The 16517-nt window shown below is 63.8% G+C and carries 17 protein-coding genes; 10 read left to right on the forward strand and 7 right to left on the reverse strand.

Going from position 1 to position 16517, the window contains the following annotated elements:
• Window positions 1-4 precede the first annotated feature (4 nt).
• From NP534_RS10735 to NP534_RS10745, 3 genes are read left to right on the forward strand one after another with little or no spacing between them, the layout of a single operon-like run.
• Window positions 5-1819 (forward strand): sensor histidine kinase, encoded by a 1815-nt coding sequence (locus tag NP534_RS10735; protein ID WP_274098711.1) that lies wholly within the window; start codon window positions 5-7, stop codon window positions 1817-1819.
• Window positions 1816-3225, forward strand: coding sequence for a sigma-54-dependent transcriptional regulator (locus NP534_RS10740; protein WP_274098712.1), 1410 nt, complete (start codon window positions 1816-1818; stop codon window positions 3223-3225). Before NP534_RS10735 ends, NP534_RS10740 begins: the two co-directional genes overlap by 4 nt.
• A complete protein-coding gene (locus NP534_RS10745) occupies window positions 3222-3677 on the forward strand; it encodes a thioesterase domain-containing protein (protein ID WP_274098713.1) in 456 nt (151 codons plus the stop codon). Before NP534_RS10740 ends, NP534_RS10745 begins: the two co-directional genes overlap by 4 nt.
• A gap of 15 nt (window positions 3678-3692) precedes the next feature.
• Here NP534_RS10745 and cysQ read toward each other — a convergent pair whose 3' ends face one another.
• Together cysQ and nudE are read right to left on the reverse strand one after the other, a co-directional pair.
• Window positions 3693-4529 carry a 3'(2'),5'-bisphosphate nucleotidase CysQ gene (gene cysQ, locus NP534_RS10750; RefSeq protein ID WP_274098714.1) on the reverse strand — a complete coding sequence of 279 codons (837 nt, stop codon included), beginning with the start codon at window positions 4527-4529 and terminating at the stop codon, window positions 3693-3695.
• Window positions 4526-5092 carry an ADP compounds hydrolase NudE gene (gene nudE / locus NP534_RS10755; RefSeq protein ID WP_033703221.1) on the reverse strand — a complete coding sequence of 189 codons (567 nt, stop codon included), beginning with the start codon at window positions 5090-5092 and terminating at the stop codon, window positions 4526-4528. Before nudE ends, cysQ begins: the two co-directional genes overlap by 4 nt.
• A 64-nt stretch (window positions 5093-5156) precedes the next feature.
• Between nudE and yrfG the strand changes: the two genes are divergently transcribed.
• A complete protein-coding gene (yrfG, locus tag NP534_RS10760; protein WP_274098715.1) occupies window positions 5157-5819 on the forward strand; it encodes a GMP/IMP nucleotidase in 663 nt (220 codons plus the stop codon).
• A gap of 107 nt (window positions 5820-5926) precedes the next feature.
• Here the strand turns inward: yrfG and lysM are convergent, their stop codons facing one another.
• Window positions 5927-6367 carry a peptidoglycan-binding protein LysM gene (gene lysM, locus NP534_RS10765; RefSeq protein ID WP_274098716.1) on the reverse strand — a complete coding sequence of 147 codons (441 nt, stop codon included), beginning with the start codon at window positions 6365-6367 and terminating at the stop codon, window positions 5927-5929.
• A gap of 175 nt (window positions 6368-6542) precedes the next feature.
• On the opposite strand from lysM, the gene fdhD reads away from it, so the two are divergent.
• The 3 genes from fdhD (at window position 6543) to NP534_RS10780 (ending at window position 10420) form a co-directional block, all read left to right on the forward strand.
• Complete coding sequence (gene fdhD, locus NP534_RS10770) at window positions 6543-7373, forward strand: formate dehydrogenase accessory sulfurtransferase FdhD (RefSeq protein ID WP_274098717.1); 831 nt, start codon at window positions 6543-6545, stop codon at window positions 7371-7373.
• Between the two features lie 5 nt (window positions 7374-7378).
• The gene (locus NP534_RS10775; protein ID WP_274098718.1) at window positions 7379-9724 is read left to right on the forward strand and encodes an FdhF/YdeP family oxidoreductase; all 2346 of its coding nucleotides are present in this window, start codon (window positions 7379-7381) and stop codon (window positions 9722-9724) included.
• 216 nt (window positions 9725-9940) lie between these two features.
• Entirely contained in the window at window positions 9941-10420 is a 480-nt protein-coding gene (locus NP534_RS10780) for a glycine zipper domain-containing protein (protein ID WP_033703227.1), read from the forward strand.
• Between the two features lie 55 nt (window positions 10421-10475).
• Here NP534_RS10780 and NP534_RS10785 read toward each other — a convergent pair whose 3' ends face one another.
• The 3 genes from NP534_RS10785 to hslO all read right to left on the reverse strand — a co-directional run bounded on the left by NP534_RS10785 (window position 10476) and on the right by hslO (window position 13715).
• A complete protein-coding gene (locus NP534_RS10785) occupies window positions 10476-10916 on the reverse strand; it encodes an acyl-CoA thioesterase (protein WP_033703228.1) in 441 nt (146 codons plus the stop codon).
• 178 nt (window positions 10917-11094) lie between these two features.
• Window positions 11095-12636 carry a phosphoenolpyruvate carboxykinase gene (locus NP534_RS10790; protein ID WP_033703229.1) on the reverse strand — a complete coding sequence of 514 codons (1542 nt, stop codon included), beginning with the start codon at window positions 12634-12636 and terminating at the stop codon, window positions 11095-11097.
• A gap of 179 nt (window positions 12637-12815) precedes the next feature.
• The gene (gene hslO, locus NP534_RS10795; RefSeq protein WP_033703231.1) at window positions 12816-13715 is read right to left on the reverse strand and encodes an Hsp33 family molecular chaperone HslO; all 900 of its coding nucleotides are present in this window, start codon (window positions 13713-13715) and stop codon (window positions 12816-12818) included.
• A 119-nt stretch (window positions 13716-13834) separates the two neighbouring features.
• On the opposite strand from hslO, the gene NP534_RS10800 reads away from it, so the two are divergent.
• Window positions 13835-14629, forward strand: a complete 795-nt coding sequence (locus NP534_RS10800) for a phosphatase PAP2 family protein (RefSeq protein WP_274098719.1) — start codon at window positions 13835-13837, stop codon at window positions 14627-14629.
• 26 nt (window positions 14630-14655) lie between these two features.
• Here the strand turns inward: NP534_RS10800 and NP534_RS10805 are convergent, their stop codons facing one another.
• Window positions 14656-15057, reverse strand: a complete 402-nt coding sequence (locus NP534_RS10805; protein WP_047582909.1) for an RNA-binding S4 domain-containing protein — start codon at window positions 15055-15057, stop codon at window positions 14656-14658.
• Between the two features lie 109 nt (window positions 15058-15166).
• Between NP534_RS10805 and rimB the strand changes: the two genes are divergently transcribed.
• Entirely contained in the window at window positions 15167-15649 is a 483-nt protein-coding gene (rimB, locus tag NP534_RS10810; protein ID WP_047582975.1) for a retropepsin-like aspartic endopeptidase RimB, read from the forward strand.
• A partial coding sequence (gene rimK / locus NP534_RS10815) for a 30S ribosomal protein S6--L-glutamate ligase (RefSeq protein WP_274098720.1) occupies window positions 15646-16517 on the forward strand: 872 nt, incomplete at its 3' end. The genes rimB and rimK, both read left to right, overlap by 4 nt.

A 16517-nucleotide genomic window follows, 5' to 3' on the forward strand; every position in this document is an offset into this window, starting at 1 on the left:
CGTGATGATTGCAAAACCCACGCCCCCACGCCGTCCCCGCTGGCGCAGCCTGGCCCTGCTGGCCCTGTGCCTGGCCCCGCTGCTGTGGCCGCTGCATCACCTGGCCGAGCGCTACTACCAGGAAGAACTGGCCTCACAGAACCGCCAGACCCTCGACCTGTACGTCGCCAACCTGCTCGGCACCCTGCACCGCTACGAAACCCTGCCGCAGATCCTCGGCGACCTGCCGGCCCTGCGCGGCGTGCTGGCCGACCCGTTCCGCCTGGAAGCGGTGACCAACGCCAACCGCCTGCTAAAGAACATCGTCCAGCAGACCGGTGCCGAGGTCATGTACCTGATGGACGTCAGCGGCAACACCCTGGCCGCCTCCAACTGGGACAAGCACGACAGTTTCGTCGGCCGCAACTTCGCCTTCCGCCCTTACTTCAACGAGGCCATGGCCGGCCACCTGGGGCGTTTCTTCGGCCAGGGCACCACCTCGGCCAAGCGTGGCTACTTCTTCGCCGCAGCGGTGCGGGACCGCGAGCGCATCGTTGGCGTGCTGGTGGTCAAGGTCGACCTGGACCACACCGAAACCCTCTGGGGCCGCACCCCAGAGCAACTGTTGCTGACCGACCATAACGGCGTGGTGATCCTGACCTCACGGCCCGACTGGCGCTTCCGTGCCACCCGCGCGCTGACCGAGGCCGAGCGCCAGGCGATCATCGCCATCCAGCCGTACCCGACCCAGGCCCCGCAACCGCTGCAGCTCAGCCAGGATGCGTGGATCACCCAGACCCGCGACATCAAGGAAACCGGCTGGCAAGTCAGCATCCTCGCGCCACGCATGCTGGTCGACCGCTCGGTGCAGACAGTGATGGCCATCGGCGCCGGCACGCTGCTGGTGATGATGCTGCTGGCCGGCCTGGTGATGCAGCGGCGGCGCCACTACATCGACCGCATCGACTTCGAGGCCCGTGGCCGCCAAGAGCTGGAGAAGCGCGTGGCCGAGCGTACCGCCGACCTCGAAGGCCTCAATACCCGCCTCAAAAGTGCCGTGCTGGAACGTGAAAATGCCCAGCAGGAAGCCGTGCGGGCCCAGGACGAACTGGTCCAGGCCGGCAAGCTGTCGGTGCTGGGCACCATGTCGGCGAGCATCAGCCACGAACTCAACCAGCCGCTGGCAGCCATTCGCAGTTACGCCGAGAACGCCGAGATTCTGCTTGACCATCAACGCACCGACGACGCCCGCGGCAACCTCAAGCTGATCGGTGAACTGACCGGGCGCATGGCCTCGATCATCGCCCACCTGCGCGCCTTCGCCCGCCGCGACCGCCACGCCCCGGAGAGCGTGGCCCTGCAGCCGGCACTGGACGATGCCCTGGCCTTGCTGGCCAAGCGCCGCCGCGCGATGGCTGTAGAGCTGATCCGCGACCTGCCAGAGGCCACGTTGTGGGTACAGGCCGGCGAAACCCGCCTGCGCCAGGTACTGGGCAACTTGCTGGCCAACGCCCTCGACGCCCTGACCGAAAAGGCCAACCCGCGCCGTCTGTGGCTGAGTGCCGAACAGCGCGATGGCTACGTCTACCTGTACATCCGCGACAACGGCCCTGGCTTCAGCCGCCAGGCGCTGGAGCATGCCAAGGAGCCGTTCTTCACCACCAAGACCCGCACCCAGGGCCTGGGCCTGGGGCTGGCCATCTGCGAAAGCCTGATGCGCGCGCTGGGCGGTGAACTGCTGCTGGCCAACCACCCTGAAGGCGGCGCCTTGCTTACCCTGCAACTGCGCGTGGCCGCACCCGGCGCTACCCTGCCCAATTCGGAGGACCCCTCGGCATGACCCCCGAGACACTGATCGACAGCCAAGCCCAGGTCATTCTGGTCGACGACGACCCCCACCTGCGCCAGGCACTGAGCCAGACCTTGGACCTTGCCGGGCTCAAGGTGGTGGCGCTGGCCGATGCCCAAGGCCTGGCCGAGCGTATCGAAGCCGACTGGCCTGGTGTGGTGGTCAGCGACATCCGCATGCCTGGCATCGATGGCCTGCAACTGCTGGAGCAACTGCACGGGCGCGACAGCGAGCTGCCGGTGCTGCTGATTACCGGCCACGGCGATGTGCCGTTGGCGGTACAGGCGATGCGCGCCGGTGCCTATGACTTCCTTGAAAAACCGTTTGCCAGCGACGCCCTGCTCGACAGCGTGCGCCGCGCCCTGGCCCTGCGCCGCCTGGTGCTGGACAACCGCAGCCTGCGCCTGGCCTTGAGCGACCGCCAGCAACTGGCCACGCGCCTGGTGGGCCAGTCGCCGTCGATGCTGCGCCTGCGCGAACAGATCGGCGCCTTGGCCGGTACCCGCGCCGATGTGCTGATACTGGGTGAGACCGGTGCCGGCAAAGAGGTGGTGGCCCGCGCCCTGCACGACCTGTCCAGCCGCCGCGACGGGCCATTCGTGGCGATCAACGCCGGGGCACTGGCCGAGTCGGTGGTCGAGAGCGAGTTGTTCGGCCACGAGCCTGGCGCCTTCACCGGCGCGCAGAAGCGGCGCATCGGCAAATTCGAATTCGCCAATGGCGGCACGCTGTTCCTCGATGAAATCGAAAGCATGAGCCTGGATGTACAGGTCAAACTGCTGCGCATGTTGCAGGAGCGGGTGGTCGAGCGCCTGGGCGGCAACCAGCTGATCCCGCTGGATATCCGCATCATTGCTGCCACCAAGGAAGACCTGCGCCAGTCCGCCGACCAGGGGCGCTTCCGCGCCGACCTGTATTACCGCCTGAACGTGGCGCCGCTGCGCATACCCCCGCTGCGTGAGCGCGGTGACGACATCCTGGTGTTGTTCCAGCACTTTGCCGATGCCGCCAGCCAGCGCCACGGCTTGACGCCGCACACCCTGCAGCCTGCCCAGCGCGCCATGCTGCTGCGCCACGCCTGGCCTGGCAATGTGCGGGAGCTGCAGAACGCTGCCGAACGCTTTGCCCTGGGCCTTGAGCTTGCCCTCGACGGCCAGGCACCGGCTGCGGCAACGCCAGCGCCGGTGGTAGTGGCCGGCAACCTCAGCGAACAGGTCGAGCAGTTCGAGCGCTCGCTGATTGCCGCCGAGCTTGGCCAACCACACAGCTCCATGCGCAGCCTGGCCGAGGCTCTGGGCATTCCACGCAAGACCTTGCATGACAAGCTGCGCAAGCACAGCCTCAGTTTTGACGGCGGCAGCGGCGGGCACGACGACCAGGAGGACAACCGTCCATGAGCACCGACAGCCAGTACCTGCAGGGCATACTGCACAGCGACATCCCCCTCACGCGGGAAATGGGCCTGGAGGTCATCGACTGGCAGCAGTACACCCTGCGCCTGCAACTGCCGCTGGCGGCCAACGTCAACCACAAGAGCACCATGTTCGGCGGCAGCTTGTACTGCGCTGCGGTACTGGTGGGCTGGGGGTGGCTGCACCTGCGCTTGCGCGAGTTGGGCATCGATGACGGGCATATCGTCATCCAGGAGGGGCAGATCAGTTACCCGTTGCCGGTCACCGGTACGGCGGTGGCCCGCTGTGCGGCGCCGGATGAAAAGAGCTGGGCGCGCTTCGTGACGATGTACCAGCGCCGTGGGCGGGCGCGGCTGACGCTGGAGACTACCGTCAGCAATGCCGGCAGCGACGAACCGGCCGTGCAGTTCAGCGGGCAGTACGTTCTGCACCGCTGATTGCTTGCAAATACCCTAGTTGTTGCCGGAGCGGCGCGACAGGTCGATCAAGGCCTGGCGCCAGCTGGCTGCGCTGGGCAAAGCCAGGAAAAACGGGTTTAGCAGTGACTCACGCGGCGGATAGCGGAACGGCTGGCCGTCCAGCTCGATGACCTCGCCACCGGCACCTTCGACCACCCCCTGCGCCGCAGCAGTGTCCCACTGCGAAGTCGGCGCCAGGCGCGGGTAGCAATCGGCGCTGCCTTCGGCCAGCAGGCAGAACTTCAGCGAGCTGCCGATATTGGCCAGTGCCAGGTCCCCCACCGCAGCCCCCAGCCCGGCCAGCAGCGCTTCTTGCTCCGGGCTGGAATGACGACGGCTGGCGACCACGGTGAAACGGCCATCGGCAGGCGGTGCATTGCGTACCTGGATCGGCTCGGCCGCTTCACCCGCCTCGGCACGCCAGGCACCCAACTGGCGGCCGCCAAAGTAACAGCGCCCGTTGGTCGGCATCGACACCACGCCGAACACCACCTCAGCGTTTTCGATCAGCGCGATGTTGACCGTGAACTCTTCACTGCCTGCAATGAATTCCTTGGTGCCGTCCAGCGGGTCGACCAGCCACCAGCGGCTCCAGCCCTGGCGCTCGGCCAGCGAGATGTCGCAGTCCTCCTCGGACAGCACCGGGATGTGCGGCGCCAAGGCCAGCAAGCCATCGGCAATGACCCGGTGCGCCGCCAGGTCTGCTGCGGTGACCGGTGAATCGTCAGCCTTGTTGCTGACCGCCACATCGGCGCGCCAGAACGGCAGAATCGCCTGGCCCGCCACCTGGGCCAGCTTGACCACTTCGTGCATCAGCTGCAGGTCGTTCATAGCTCCAGCAACCCCCGCTGGCTCAGCAGGTCGCGCGCCAGGTACAGCGCCGCCAGGGCGCGGCCCTCGGTGAACTGCGGGTGCATGGCCAGGGCCGACAGCTCGCGCAGGTTGACCTTGTCGACCCGCATCGGCTCCGGCTCATCGCCTTCAAGCTGCTCTTCATACAGGTCGGTCGCCAGCACCACCTGAATCTTCTGGCTCATGTAGCCAGGCGACAGCGACAGTTCGGTCAGGTGCTCCAGTTGCCGCGCCCCAAAACCGGCCTCTTCCTTGAGCTCCCGGTCTGCCGCCGCCAGCACGTCCTCGCCCGGTTCGATCAGGCCCTTGGGCAACGACAGCTCGTATTCGTCTGTGCCGCCGCAGTATTCCTCGACCAGCACAGCATGTTCGGCGTCGAGCATCGCCACGATCATCACCGCCCCGTAACCGTTGCCCCGGCCGACCAGGCGCTCGTAGGTGCGCTCGGCACCATTACTGAAGCGCAATTGCACGGCCTCGACGCGGAACAGGCGGCTGCTGGCGACGATTTCGCGGTTGAGGACGGTGGGTTTCTGGCGCATGGGGCAGCTCCTTGGCGTGAACGGGTTACTATACCGTGGCTAGCCGACTGAACGAGAGTTTCCCATGCCTGTTCTTCCCTGGTCTGCCATCGATACCGTCCTGCTGGACATGGACGGCACGCTGCTCGACCTGCACTACGACAACCGATTCTGGCTGGACCACCTGCCCCAGCGCTATGCCGAGCTGCATGGCGTCAGCCGGGCCATGGCAGAAATGGAACTGCAGCCGCTGTTCGAGCGCAATGCCGGCACGCTCAACTGGTACTGCCTGGACTTCTGGAGCCGTGAGCTGAAGCTGCCGATCCGTGAGCTCAAGCGCGAGATCGCCGACCTGATCGCCCTGCGCCCGGATGCCGACACCTTCCTGGCCGCCATCCGCCAGGCGGGCAAGCGCGTGGTGATGATCACCAATGCCCACCGCGATTCGTTGTCACTGAAGCTGGAACGGGTAGAACTGGCGCCCTACTTCGAGCGGCTGATCAGTTCGCATGATTATGGCTACCCCAAGGAAAGCCCACAGTTCTGGGATGCGTTGCAGGCGGATATCGGCTTCGACCCGGCGCGCAGCCTGTTTATCGACGACACCCTGGCCATTTTGCGCAGCGCACGGCAGTTTGGGGTCGGCCACTTGCTGGCAGTGAGGCAGCCGGACAGCCAGGCAGCGCCGCGCGATACCCAGGAGTTTGCCGCGGTAGAGGATTACCGGGATTTGTTGTCGGGGCTTTGAGGGCCTCTTCGCGGGGCAAGCCCGCTCCCACAGGTAAGTAAAACCCTTGAGCATTGCAGGGTACCTGTGGGAGCGGGCTTGCCCCGCGAAAGAGCCAGCACGATCTATCAGTCCGGAATGCGCAACACCTGCCCCGGATAGATCTTGTCCGGGTGCGACAGCATCGGTTTGTTGGCCTCGAAGATCTTGTTGTACTGGTTGGCATTGCCATAGACGACTACGGCAATGGCTGACAGCGTGTCACCCTTTTTCACGGTAACGAAGCGCGCAGCCTGAACGACCGGCCCTGTTACGGTGATCTGATCATCAACGCTGGCCACACCATTGATGTTGCCCGCCGCCAGAATGATCTTCTCTTTCTCCTCCTGGCTAGCCACCTCGCCCTTGAGGGTGATCTTGTCGCCCTCTACAGTGGCGGTGATGTTCGGATTACCCAGGCCGACGCTTTCCACGTGCTTTTTCAACTGCTCCTCGGCATTGGCATTACCGGGGGTCAGCAGGTCGATCAACTTCTCGCCGGCTTCCTTCACGAAACTGAACAGGCTCATTGCGTTCTCCTTGTTGATAAAACCTCGGAGCCAGGAGTCTAGGCCAGGATTACCCGACCTGCCCCTGCCGCGGCCAATCGACGCGGTCTATCAAGGCATAGACCCTAGCGATTAGACGAGACCGCCCCACAGGCCTAGGCTTGGGCTATCAAATCGCCGCCGGTAGCCCGCCCCGATGAACAGCAAACCTCCGGTCTGCGCGGCCTCATCGCCTTTGGCCTTGCCCGCCGCCAGCAACAACTACGAGTACGCCCAGCTCGGCGACGCCGAGCGCGCCAGTACGCCCCTGGCCGAAGAAGTGGCCTTGGCCATCGCCTACAACGGCCTCAACCAGGCGGTGATGCTGGTCAGCCCTACCGACCTTGAAGATTTTGCGGTCGGCTTCAGCGTCGGCGCCGGGCTTGTCGAAGGCACCCACGAGATCTATGACCTCAAGCTGTCCGGCAGCGGTTCGGCTCTGTACGCCGACCTGGAAATCTCCAGCCGGGCCTTCTGGAACCTGAAGAACCAGCGCCGCCAACTGGCCGGCACCAGCGGCTGCGGCCTGTGCGGGGTCGAAGCACTCGAGCAGGCACTGCCCGAGCTGGCCGAACTGCCCGGCGCGCCCTTGCCGCCTGCGCACTGGCTGGCAGGCCTGCGTGGGCGTATCGACGCCTTCCAGCCGCTCGGCCAGCATTGCGGCGCGGTGCATGCGGCACTGTTCATGGACCGTAACGGCGAACTGCTACTCGGCCGCGAAGACATCGGCCGGCACAACGCCCTCGACAAACTGATCGGAGCCCTGCTGCGCCAAGGCATCGACAGCACCGGCGGCCTGGCCATCGTCACCAGCCGCTGCAGCCTGGAGCTGATCCAGAAGGTGCTGCGTGCCGGCATCCAGACCCTGGTCAGCCTCTCGGCACCCACCGGCCTGGCCCTGCAATGGGCGCGCAAGCACAACCTCAACCTCATCCATCTGCCCAAACACAGTGCACCGCGGGTCTACAGCCCAGCGGCGGAGTCGTAACAGCCGTGACCTCGTACCAGCCCCTCCCTGACAACGCCCCAGCCGCCCCCCCTCGCTACAAGCCCTACCACGGCCCCGCCGGAGGCTGGGGTGCGTTGCGCAGTGTGGCCAAGGCCTGGGTCGGCAGCGATAACGCGCTGAAGAACATCCGCGCGCTGCTCAAGACCAACCAGAACGGCGGCTTCGACTGCCCCGGCTGCGCCTGGGGCGATTCGCCGGAAAGCGGCATGGTCAAGTTCTGCGAGAACGGCGCCAAGGCGGTCAACTGGGAAGCCACCAAGCGCCGCGTGGACGCCGCCTTCTTCGCCCGTTACAGCGTCAGCGCGCTGCGCGAGCAGAGCGATTACTGGCTGGAGTACCAGGGGCGCCTGACCGAACCGATGGTTTACGACGCACAACAGGACCGCTACCAGCCCATCAGTTGGGATGCCGCCTTTGCCCTGATCGCCCGCGAACTGAACAACCTGGCCACCCCTGACCAGGCCGAGTTCTACACCTCGGGCCGGGCCAGCAACGAAGCCGCCTACCTCTACCAGCTGTTCGTGCGGGCCTACGGCACCAACAACTTCCCCGATTGCTCGAACATGTGCCACGAAGCCAGCGGCGTGGCCCTGGGGCAAAGCGTCGGCGTCGGCAAGGGCACGGTCACCTACGACGACTTCGAGCATGCCGATGCAATCTTCGTCTGGGGCCAGAACCCGGGCACCAACCACCCACGCATGCTCGACCCGCTGCGGGATGCGGTGAAACGCGGCGCCCAGGTGGTGTGCGTCAACCCGCTGAAAGAGCGTGGCCTGGAGCGTTTCCAGCACCCGCAGAACCCGTTGGAAATGTTGACCAACAGCGACCGGCCGACAAACACCGCGTTCTTCCGCCCGGCCCTTGGTGGCGATATGGCGCTGCTGCGCGGCATGGCCAAGTTCGTCCTGCAGTGGGAACGTGAGGCCCAGGCCAACGGCGAACCTGCTGTGTTCGACCACGCCTTCATCGCCGAGCATGGTCACGGCGTCGATGACTACCTGGCAGTGGTCGATGCCACGCCGTGGGCGCATATCCAGACGCAATCCGGCCTGACCCTGGCCGACATCGAGCTGGCCGCGCGCATGTATTGCCGTGGCAAGCGGGTGATCATGTGCTGGGCGATGGGTATCACCCAGCATCGCCATTCGGTGCCGACCATCCAGGAAATCGTCAACCTGCAGATGCTGCGCGGCAACATCGGCGCGCCAGGCGCCGGCCTGTGCCCGGTGCGTGGCCACAGCAACGTGCAGGGCGACCGCACCATGGGTATCAACGAGCGCCCGCCGCTGGCACTGCTCGACGCCCTCGAGAACCGCTTCAACTTCCCCGTGCCGAGGCACAACGGCCACAACACTGTCGAAGCCATCCACGCCATGCTCGACGGCCGTGCCAAGGTGTTCATCGGCTTGGGCGGCAACTTCGCCCAGGCCACGCCAGACACCGCGCGTACCGCGCAGGCGCTGCGCAACTGCGAGCTGACCGTGCACATCAGCACCAAACTCAACCGCAGCCACCTGATCCACGGCAAACAGGCATTGATCCTGCCGTGCCTGGGCCGTACCGATATCGACCTGCAGGCCGACGGGCCACAGGCTGTGACCGTGGAAGACTCGTTCAGCATGGTCCATGCCTCCAACGGCCAGTTGAAGCCGCTGACGACGCAGATGCGTTCGGAGCCTGCGGTGGTTGCCGGTATCGCTGCCGCCACCCTGGGCAAGCAGCCGGTCGACTGGCACTGGCTGGTCGCCGACTACGACCGCATCCGCGACCTGATCGGCGACACCATTGCCGGCTTCAGCGGCTTCAACCAGCGCCTGCGCGAGCCGGGTGGCTTCTATCTGGGCAACAGCGCCGCCAACCGCGAATGGCAGACCAGCACCGGGCGCGCCAATTTCAAGGCCAACTTGCTACCGGACACCTTGCTCGATGAACGCGTGCGGGCCAGCGGCCAATTGCCCGACCTGGTGATGCAGTCGATGCGTTCGCACGATCAGTACAACACCACCATCTATGGCCTGGATGACCGCTACCGAGGCGTGCGTGGCCAGCGCGAGGTGCTGTTCGTCAACGAGGCCGACATCATCCGCCTTGGCTTCCAGCCGGGGCAGAAGGTCGACATCGTCTCGTTGTGGGGGGATGAACATGTGCGCCGTGTGCACGGCTTCACCTTGCTGGCCTTCGATATCCCGGCCGGGCAGGCGGCGGCTTATTATCCAGAGGTGAACCCGCTGGTGCCGTTGGAGAGCATTGGCGATGGCAGCCATACGCCGACGTCCAAATTCATTGCCATCAAGCTGGAACGTGCACGGCACGACGGGCGTATTCTGTAGCGCTCGAAAGGCTAACGGCAAAAACGAAAAAGCCCTGTTCCATAACGGTTCAGGGCTTTGTCATAAGTACCTCTGACAGCCAAAAAACAATAAAGTTTCACCTAGAAAACAGTAACTTAGAGAATTGTGTACAACTCGTGCTACTCGTCGGATTTCAATTGCCAGCCGCCCTCCAGAGCCTCAAATTCGCCTCGTCATCCTTATGAGGCTCTCTTGATGAAGAAGTACTCCTCGATTCTGTTGTTGTCTTTCAGCTTGCTCAGCGGCGTTGCCATGGCCGGTGGCAATACCGAGGCCGGCATTGGCGGCGCATTGGGTGGGGTACTCGGCTCCGTAGTGGGCAACTCCATCGGTGGTAGCACGGGCGGCGCTATTGGTGCCGGCCTGGGCGGCGCAGCCGGCGGCGCCCTGGGTGCCGACAAACGCCAGCGTGGCGAGGCCGCCATCGGTGGCGCGCTGGGCGCCGCAGGCGGCAACGTGGTTGGTCGCTCGGTGGGCGGCACCACCGGTAGCTACATTGGTGCGGCAGCCGGCGGCGGTGCCGGGGGCGCGCTGGGTAACTACATGGGCAACAAGGCCGACGACGACGAACGCCATGACGATCGCCGCTACCGACGTAGCTACGACGACCGTCGTCACTACGACCGTGGCAACCATTACGGCCACCGCAAGCACAAGCGCCACTGGCGCCACTGATGCCTGAGGGCTTGGCCCTGGCAGCAAAAGCCCCGCCCCGCCCGGCGGGGCTTTTTTATGCCTGCGGGGCGAGCTGAAGGCCGCTGAGAATGGCCTGCAGCGCCTCAGGCAGCGGCACAGGCCGGCCGCTTGAGCGCTCGATGAACACCTGCACCACCGTCCCCGCCGCACACGCATCCCTTTCGCCAGGGCGATACAGCGCCAACCGGTATTCCACGGTACTGCCGGCCAACCGCGTCACCCCCAGGCCCACCTCAAGCACATCCGGAAAACCCGGCAGCGCGAAAAAATCCGCAGCCGAACTGACCACGAACGCCGCCAGCGCACCTTCACGCAGGTCCAGCTCAGCTTGCTCGACGAGGAAGGCCTGGATGGCGGTTTCGAAAAAGCCATGCACGGTGGCACCGGCGATGTGGCCGTTCAGGTCGTTGTCCTGGGGGCGGGTGAGGATGGGATGGAAGTGGGCGAATGCACTGCGCTGTGGGGCTTCGGTCATCTGTCTGTCTCGCGAGGTCGCAATGGATGCTAACAGTGAAACAGAAAATCCAGACTGGAGGATGTCTTTACGTCCTTTTTGCGGGCAGCCCGCGAAAAGGCCATTAGTAATCGTGCAAAAGTATCAGGCACAAAAAAGCCGCCATCTCAGGCGGCTTTTCTTTACAGCTAACGACAGCTTACAGCTGTGGGCCAGCAGCCTTGATGGCGTCGGAAACTTCGAACTTCTTGAAGTTCTCGATGAACAGCTTGGCCAGGCCTTTGGCGGCCTCGTCGTAGGCAGCTTTGTCAGCCCAGTTGGTGCGCGGGTTGAGCAGCTCGGTATCAACGCCCGGAACGGTTTTTGGCACGTCCAGGTTGATGATGTCCAGGTGCTCGGTGTCGGCACCTACCAGCGCGCCGCTCTGAATCGCAGCGATCACCGCGCGGGTGGTCGGGATGCTGAAGCGCTTGCCAACGCCGTAGCCACCGCCGGTCCAGCCGGTGTTGACCAGGTAGACCTTGGAGTTGAAGCCGTTGATGCGCTTGATCAGCAGCTCAGCGTACTCGCCAGCCGGGCGCGGGAAGAACGGCGCGCCGAAGCAGGTGGAGAAGGTCGACTTGATGCCGCCGCCCGAACCCATTTCGGTGGAACCGACCAGCGCGGTGTAACCGGACAGGAAGTGGTAGGCAGCCTGTTCGTTGTTCAGGATCGAAACCGGAGGCAGAACGCCGGTCAGGTCGCAGGTCAGGAAGATGACCGCGTTAGGCTCGCCGCCCAGGTTCGCTTCGGAACGCTTGGCAACGTGCTCCAGCGGGTAGGCCGCACGGCTGTTCTGGGTCAGGCTGACGTCGGTGTAGTCGGCGTGCTTGTTGGCGTCGAGCACGACGTTTTCCAGCACTGCGCCATGCTTGATGGCTTTCCAGATGACCGGCTCGTTCTTCTCGGACAAGTCGATGCACTTGGCGTAGCAACCGCCTTCCATGTTGAAGACAACGCCTTCGCCCCAACCGTGCTCGTCGTCACCGATCAGGTAACGGCTTTCGTCGGCCGACAGGGTGGTCTTGCCAGTGCCGGACAGGCCGAAGAACAGGGTCACATCGCCTTCTTCGCCGATGTTGGCAGCGCAGTGCATTGGCAGCACGTCGGCAGCCGGCAGCAGGAAGTTCTGCACCGAGAACATGGCTTTCTTCATTTCACCGGCGTAACGCATACCAGCGATCAGCACCTTCTTCTGGGCGAAGTTGATGATCACGCAGCCGTCGGAGTTGGTGCCGTCACGCTCAGGCTCGCAAACGAAGTTGGCGACGTTGAGGATCTGCCACTGGTCACGACCAGCCGGGTTGAACTGCTCAGGGTTGATGAACAGGCAACGGCCGAACAGGTTCTGCCAAGCAGTCTGGGTGGTCATCTTCACCGGCAGGTAGTGCTCGGCGGCCGCACCTACGTGAACGTAGGAAACGAAGTGATCCTGGGCGTTGTTGAACGCCTCGACGCGGTCCCACAGGGCATCGAACTTGTCGGCCGGGAACTTGCGGTTGATCGGGCCCCAGGAGATGGCAGCCTGGGTGGAAGGTTCTTCGACGATGAAACGGTCAGCCGGCGAACGGCCAGTGCGGTGACCGGTCTCGACCACCAGTGCGCCAGTATCGGCCAGCACGCCCTCACCGCGTTGCAGCGCTTCTTCTACCAGCTTATCGACGCTCAGGTCGGTGTACACGGTGTTGTTGGCTTGCGTCATGAGATACCCCATCCGGCCCGAGGCCGAGTGCTCCAAACGTTTTGTAGTTGTCTGTAAAAAACTACTACAGCGAAAAAAGTGGCCGGATTATGCCAGAAAAGCCCAAAAAAAGTAGGCCCCTCCTGTCGTTACTGCGCTTTTGCGCAATTCGACAGCAGAATTCCCTGTAGTTAATCGTTTCAGTGCCGAGTTTCTGACGCCGTGTCTGTCCCGCCACCGGCAAACAGTTGCGCGACATCGCTTGCATCGAAGAAATAGCGCTCATTGCAGAACTGGCAATCGATTTCCACCTTGCCACCGCACTCTTCGACCAACTGCTCGGCGTCGTGCTGGCCGAGGCTTACCAGCGCATTGCCGGAGCGCTCGCGCGAGCAACTGCAGTGGAAGCGCAGCGGCTCGATATCGAACAGGCGCACGGCGTCTTCATGGTAGAGGCGGTGCAGCAGGGTTTCGTTGTCCAGCACCCACTCTTCGGCTTTGAGCGTGCTGGCGAGGGCCGTTACATGCTGCCAGCTCTCGGCGCGCTCTTCTTCGTCGCGCTGGCGGTCTACCGGCAACTGCTGCAACAGCAGGCCGCGCGCCTTGCCGTCCTTGGCATCGAGCCAGAAACGGGTATTGAGCTGCTGCGACTGAACGAAGTAGTTGGTGAAGCATTCCGACAGGTTGGCGCCGTCCAGGTCGACGGTACCTTGGTAACGCTGGCCTTTGACCGGGTCGATGGTCAGGGTCAGGTGGCCGTCGGGCATCAGCTGGGCCAAGGTCGCCTCTGCGCCGATCTGGTCCGCCTCGTAACGGGCGACGCCGCGAATCTCGCGATCACCGGAGCATTCCACCATCAGCAGCGGGATCGGCCCCTGGGAACGTGCCTGCAGAATCAGCAGGCCATCGAACTTCAGCGCGCCTACCAGCAATGCGGTGGCAGCCATCAGCTCACCGAGCAGCGCGGCCACAGGTTGGGGGTACGGGTGACGCGCCAGCACTTCGGCATAGCTGCGGTCGAGCCCCACCCACTCACCGCGGATATCGCGGTCGTCGAAGATGAAGCGTTGGGTGAAATCGGTATCCGGCAATTCGCTCATAGGTTCTGGCTATCTGAAAATGATGACAAAATGGTTACACGGGATTTCGAAACACTTGCGAAGCCCGTGACAGAGCGCTCACAAGGCGCTCCGATTCCTGTTGGCAATAGAGGTATCTTATGGACAATCGACCACTGTTCCAAGCAAGGTGGTCCTTGGGACCCTTGGCAGCCTGCACGCTGCTGCCCATCGCTCTACTGTGTTTCTGGTTATGGCCTATTGGCCAGATCCTGTGCCTGACTTTCGACGAATGGCTGTTTCACAGCCTCAATGCGCCGCTGGCCGACAACACCGCCTGGCGCTACATCTGGACCCTTGGCAGCCTGCGCCCGTTCGACATCGTGGTCGGGTTGATCCTGCTGGCAGTGCTGATCCGTGGCAACTGGGTGTTCAAAGCCTGCCAGGTGCGTGAGGCCTTTTTCGGCTTTTTGGTCACCCTGGTCCTATTAGTGGTGATTCGCGCGCTGTTTTCCAAGTGGGTCGATGCCGCTGGATGGCAACACAAGAGCCCGTCGATGATTTTCGATGACGTCGTGCACCTCAGTGACTACTACCCGAACCTGGAGGCAGCCTGGGAACTCAAGGACCGCTCCAGCAAGAGCTTCCCGGGTGATCACGCCTCGGTGTTGCTGATCTGGGCGTTGTTCATGAGCCTGTTCAGCCGGCGCCTGGTGCACTACCTGGTGGTCTGGGGGCTGGCGGTAGTGTTCATGCTGCCGCGTTTGGTGGCAGGCGCCCATTGGGGCCAGGATGACTACATCGGCGGGTTGCTGATGGCGATACTGGCGTTGGGGTGGAGCTGCCATACACCGTTGGCGGCCAAGGGCAGTGCGGCATTGATGCGCTGGACGGCGCCGCTGTTCCGGTTGGCAGCCAAGATGCCGTTGGTCGGGCGGTTGGCTGTGGTTCGCTGAGCCTGGGGGCTGCTTTGCGGCCCCGATCACTCGAAGCTGCCGTGCAGCTGATGAATCTGCCGCCGCTGTTTCTTGTTCGGCCGGCCGTCGGTGGTCACACCCATCGCGCCGGCCTTGCGCAGCTCGGCAGCCTGTTCACGGCGCCGCACGCTCTCTTCGGTTTCGGCATACAGCGCCTGGGCCTCTGGCGCCCCACGGCGTACCACCGATAGCGCCTTGACCACGACCGTACGCTCGTCGAACCCGGTGCGCAGGACGAACTCATCGCCTACCCTCGGCTCCTTGCCTGGCTTGCAGCGCTCGCCCCGGCAATGCACCTTGCCACTCTCGATCGCCGCCTTGGCCAGCGCTCGGGTCTTGTAGAACCGCGCCGCCCACAGCCATTTGTCCAGGCGAACCTTGTCGTCTTCTTCCGCCTTGTGTGCCATCCCGTTACCTCGAATTCAGTCTTTCATCGAACTGTACTACCGTATCTTGCGGATGCAAAAAGTCCACGCCGTGCTTACAGTTCACCACCTTATCCCCTGGGTGCGCTTCGTGAAGACATTTGACCATTTGACTGTGATCGGCCTGCGCGAGTGGGTGGCCCTGCCCGACCTCGGGCTGGCCGGGCTGCGCGCCAAGATCGACACCGGGGCCAGCACCTCCAGCCTGCACGCCACCGAGGTGGAGCCGTTCGAGCGTGACGGCCAGCCGTGGGTCCGTTTTACCGCGCACCTGGGCTCGGTGGTGCAGTTGCGCCACCGCCGTTGCGAAGCTCCGCTGGTGACCATGAAAACCATCAAGAGCTCCAACGGCCATGCCCAGGCCCGTTATGTGATCCGCACTTCGCTGGCATTGGGCGATGCTGTATGGGAAGTGGAGTTCACCCTGGCTTGCCGCAAGGACATGCGCTACCGCCTGCTGCTCGGCTCCAAGGCACTTATTCACGGCCAGCTGGTGGTCAACCCTGGCCTGAAGTACGTACAAGACAAACCGGCCTTTCCGGCCACCCTTTCCCCTGTCACAGGTGCTGCATGAAGATCGCTGTGCTGTCGCGCAATCCGCGTCTGTATTCCACCCGCCGCCTGGTCGAAGCCGGTACCCAGCGTGGCCACGAAATGGTGGTGATCGATACCCTGCGGGCCTACATGAACATCGCCAGCCACAAGCCGCAGATCCACTACCGTGGCAAGCCGCTGGAAGGCTTCGATGCGGTAATCCCGCGCATCGGTGCCTCGGTCACCTTTTACGGGTGCGCGGTGCTGCGCCAGTTCGAAATGATGGGCGTGTACCCGCTCAACGAGTCGGTGGCCATCGCCCGCTCGCGCGACAAGCTGCGCTCGCTGCAGTTGCTGTCGCGGCGCGGCATCGGCCTGCCGATCACCGGCTTCGCCCACTCGCCTGACGACATCCCGGACTTGATCCAGATGGTCAATGGCGCCCCCCTGGTGATCAAGGTGCTCGAAGGCACCCAGGGCATCGGCGTGGTGCTGTGCGAGACTACCCAGGCGGCCGAGTCGGTGATCGAAGCCTTCATGGGCCTGAAGCAGAACATCATGGTGCAGGAATACATCAAGGAGGCCGGCGGTGCCGACATTCGCTGCTTCGTGGTGGGCGACAAGGTGATTGCCTCGATGAAGCGTCAGGCCAAGCCTGGGGAGTTTCGCTCCAACCTGCACCGGGGTGGGGTCGCCAGCTTGATCAAGATCACCCCGGAAGAACGGATTACCGCGATTCGTGCGGCCAAGGTGATGGGGTTGAGCGTGGCGGGGGTAGATATTCTGCGTTCCAACCACGGGCCGCTGGTGATGGAGGTGAACTCATCGCCGGGGCTGGAGGGGATCGAGGTGACCACAGGCAAGAACGTGGCGGGGATGATCATCGAGCATCTGGAGAAGAACGGCGA

It is taken from the genome of Pseudomonas sp. 39004, from assembly GCF_028682155.1.
Taxonomy (GTDB): Bacteria; Pseudomonadota; Gammaproteobacteria; order Pseudomonadales; family Pseudomonadaceae; genus Aquipseudomonas; species Aquipseudomonas capeferrum.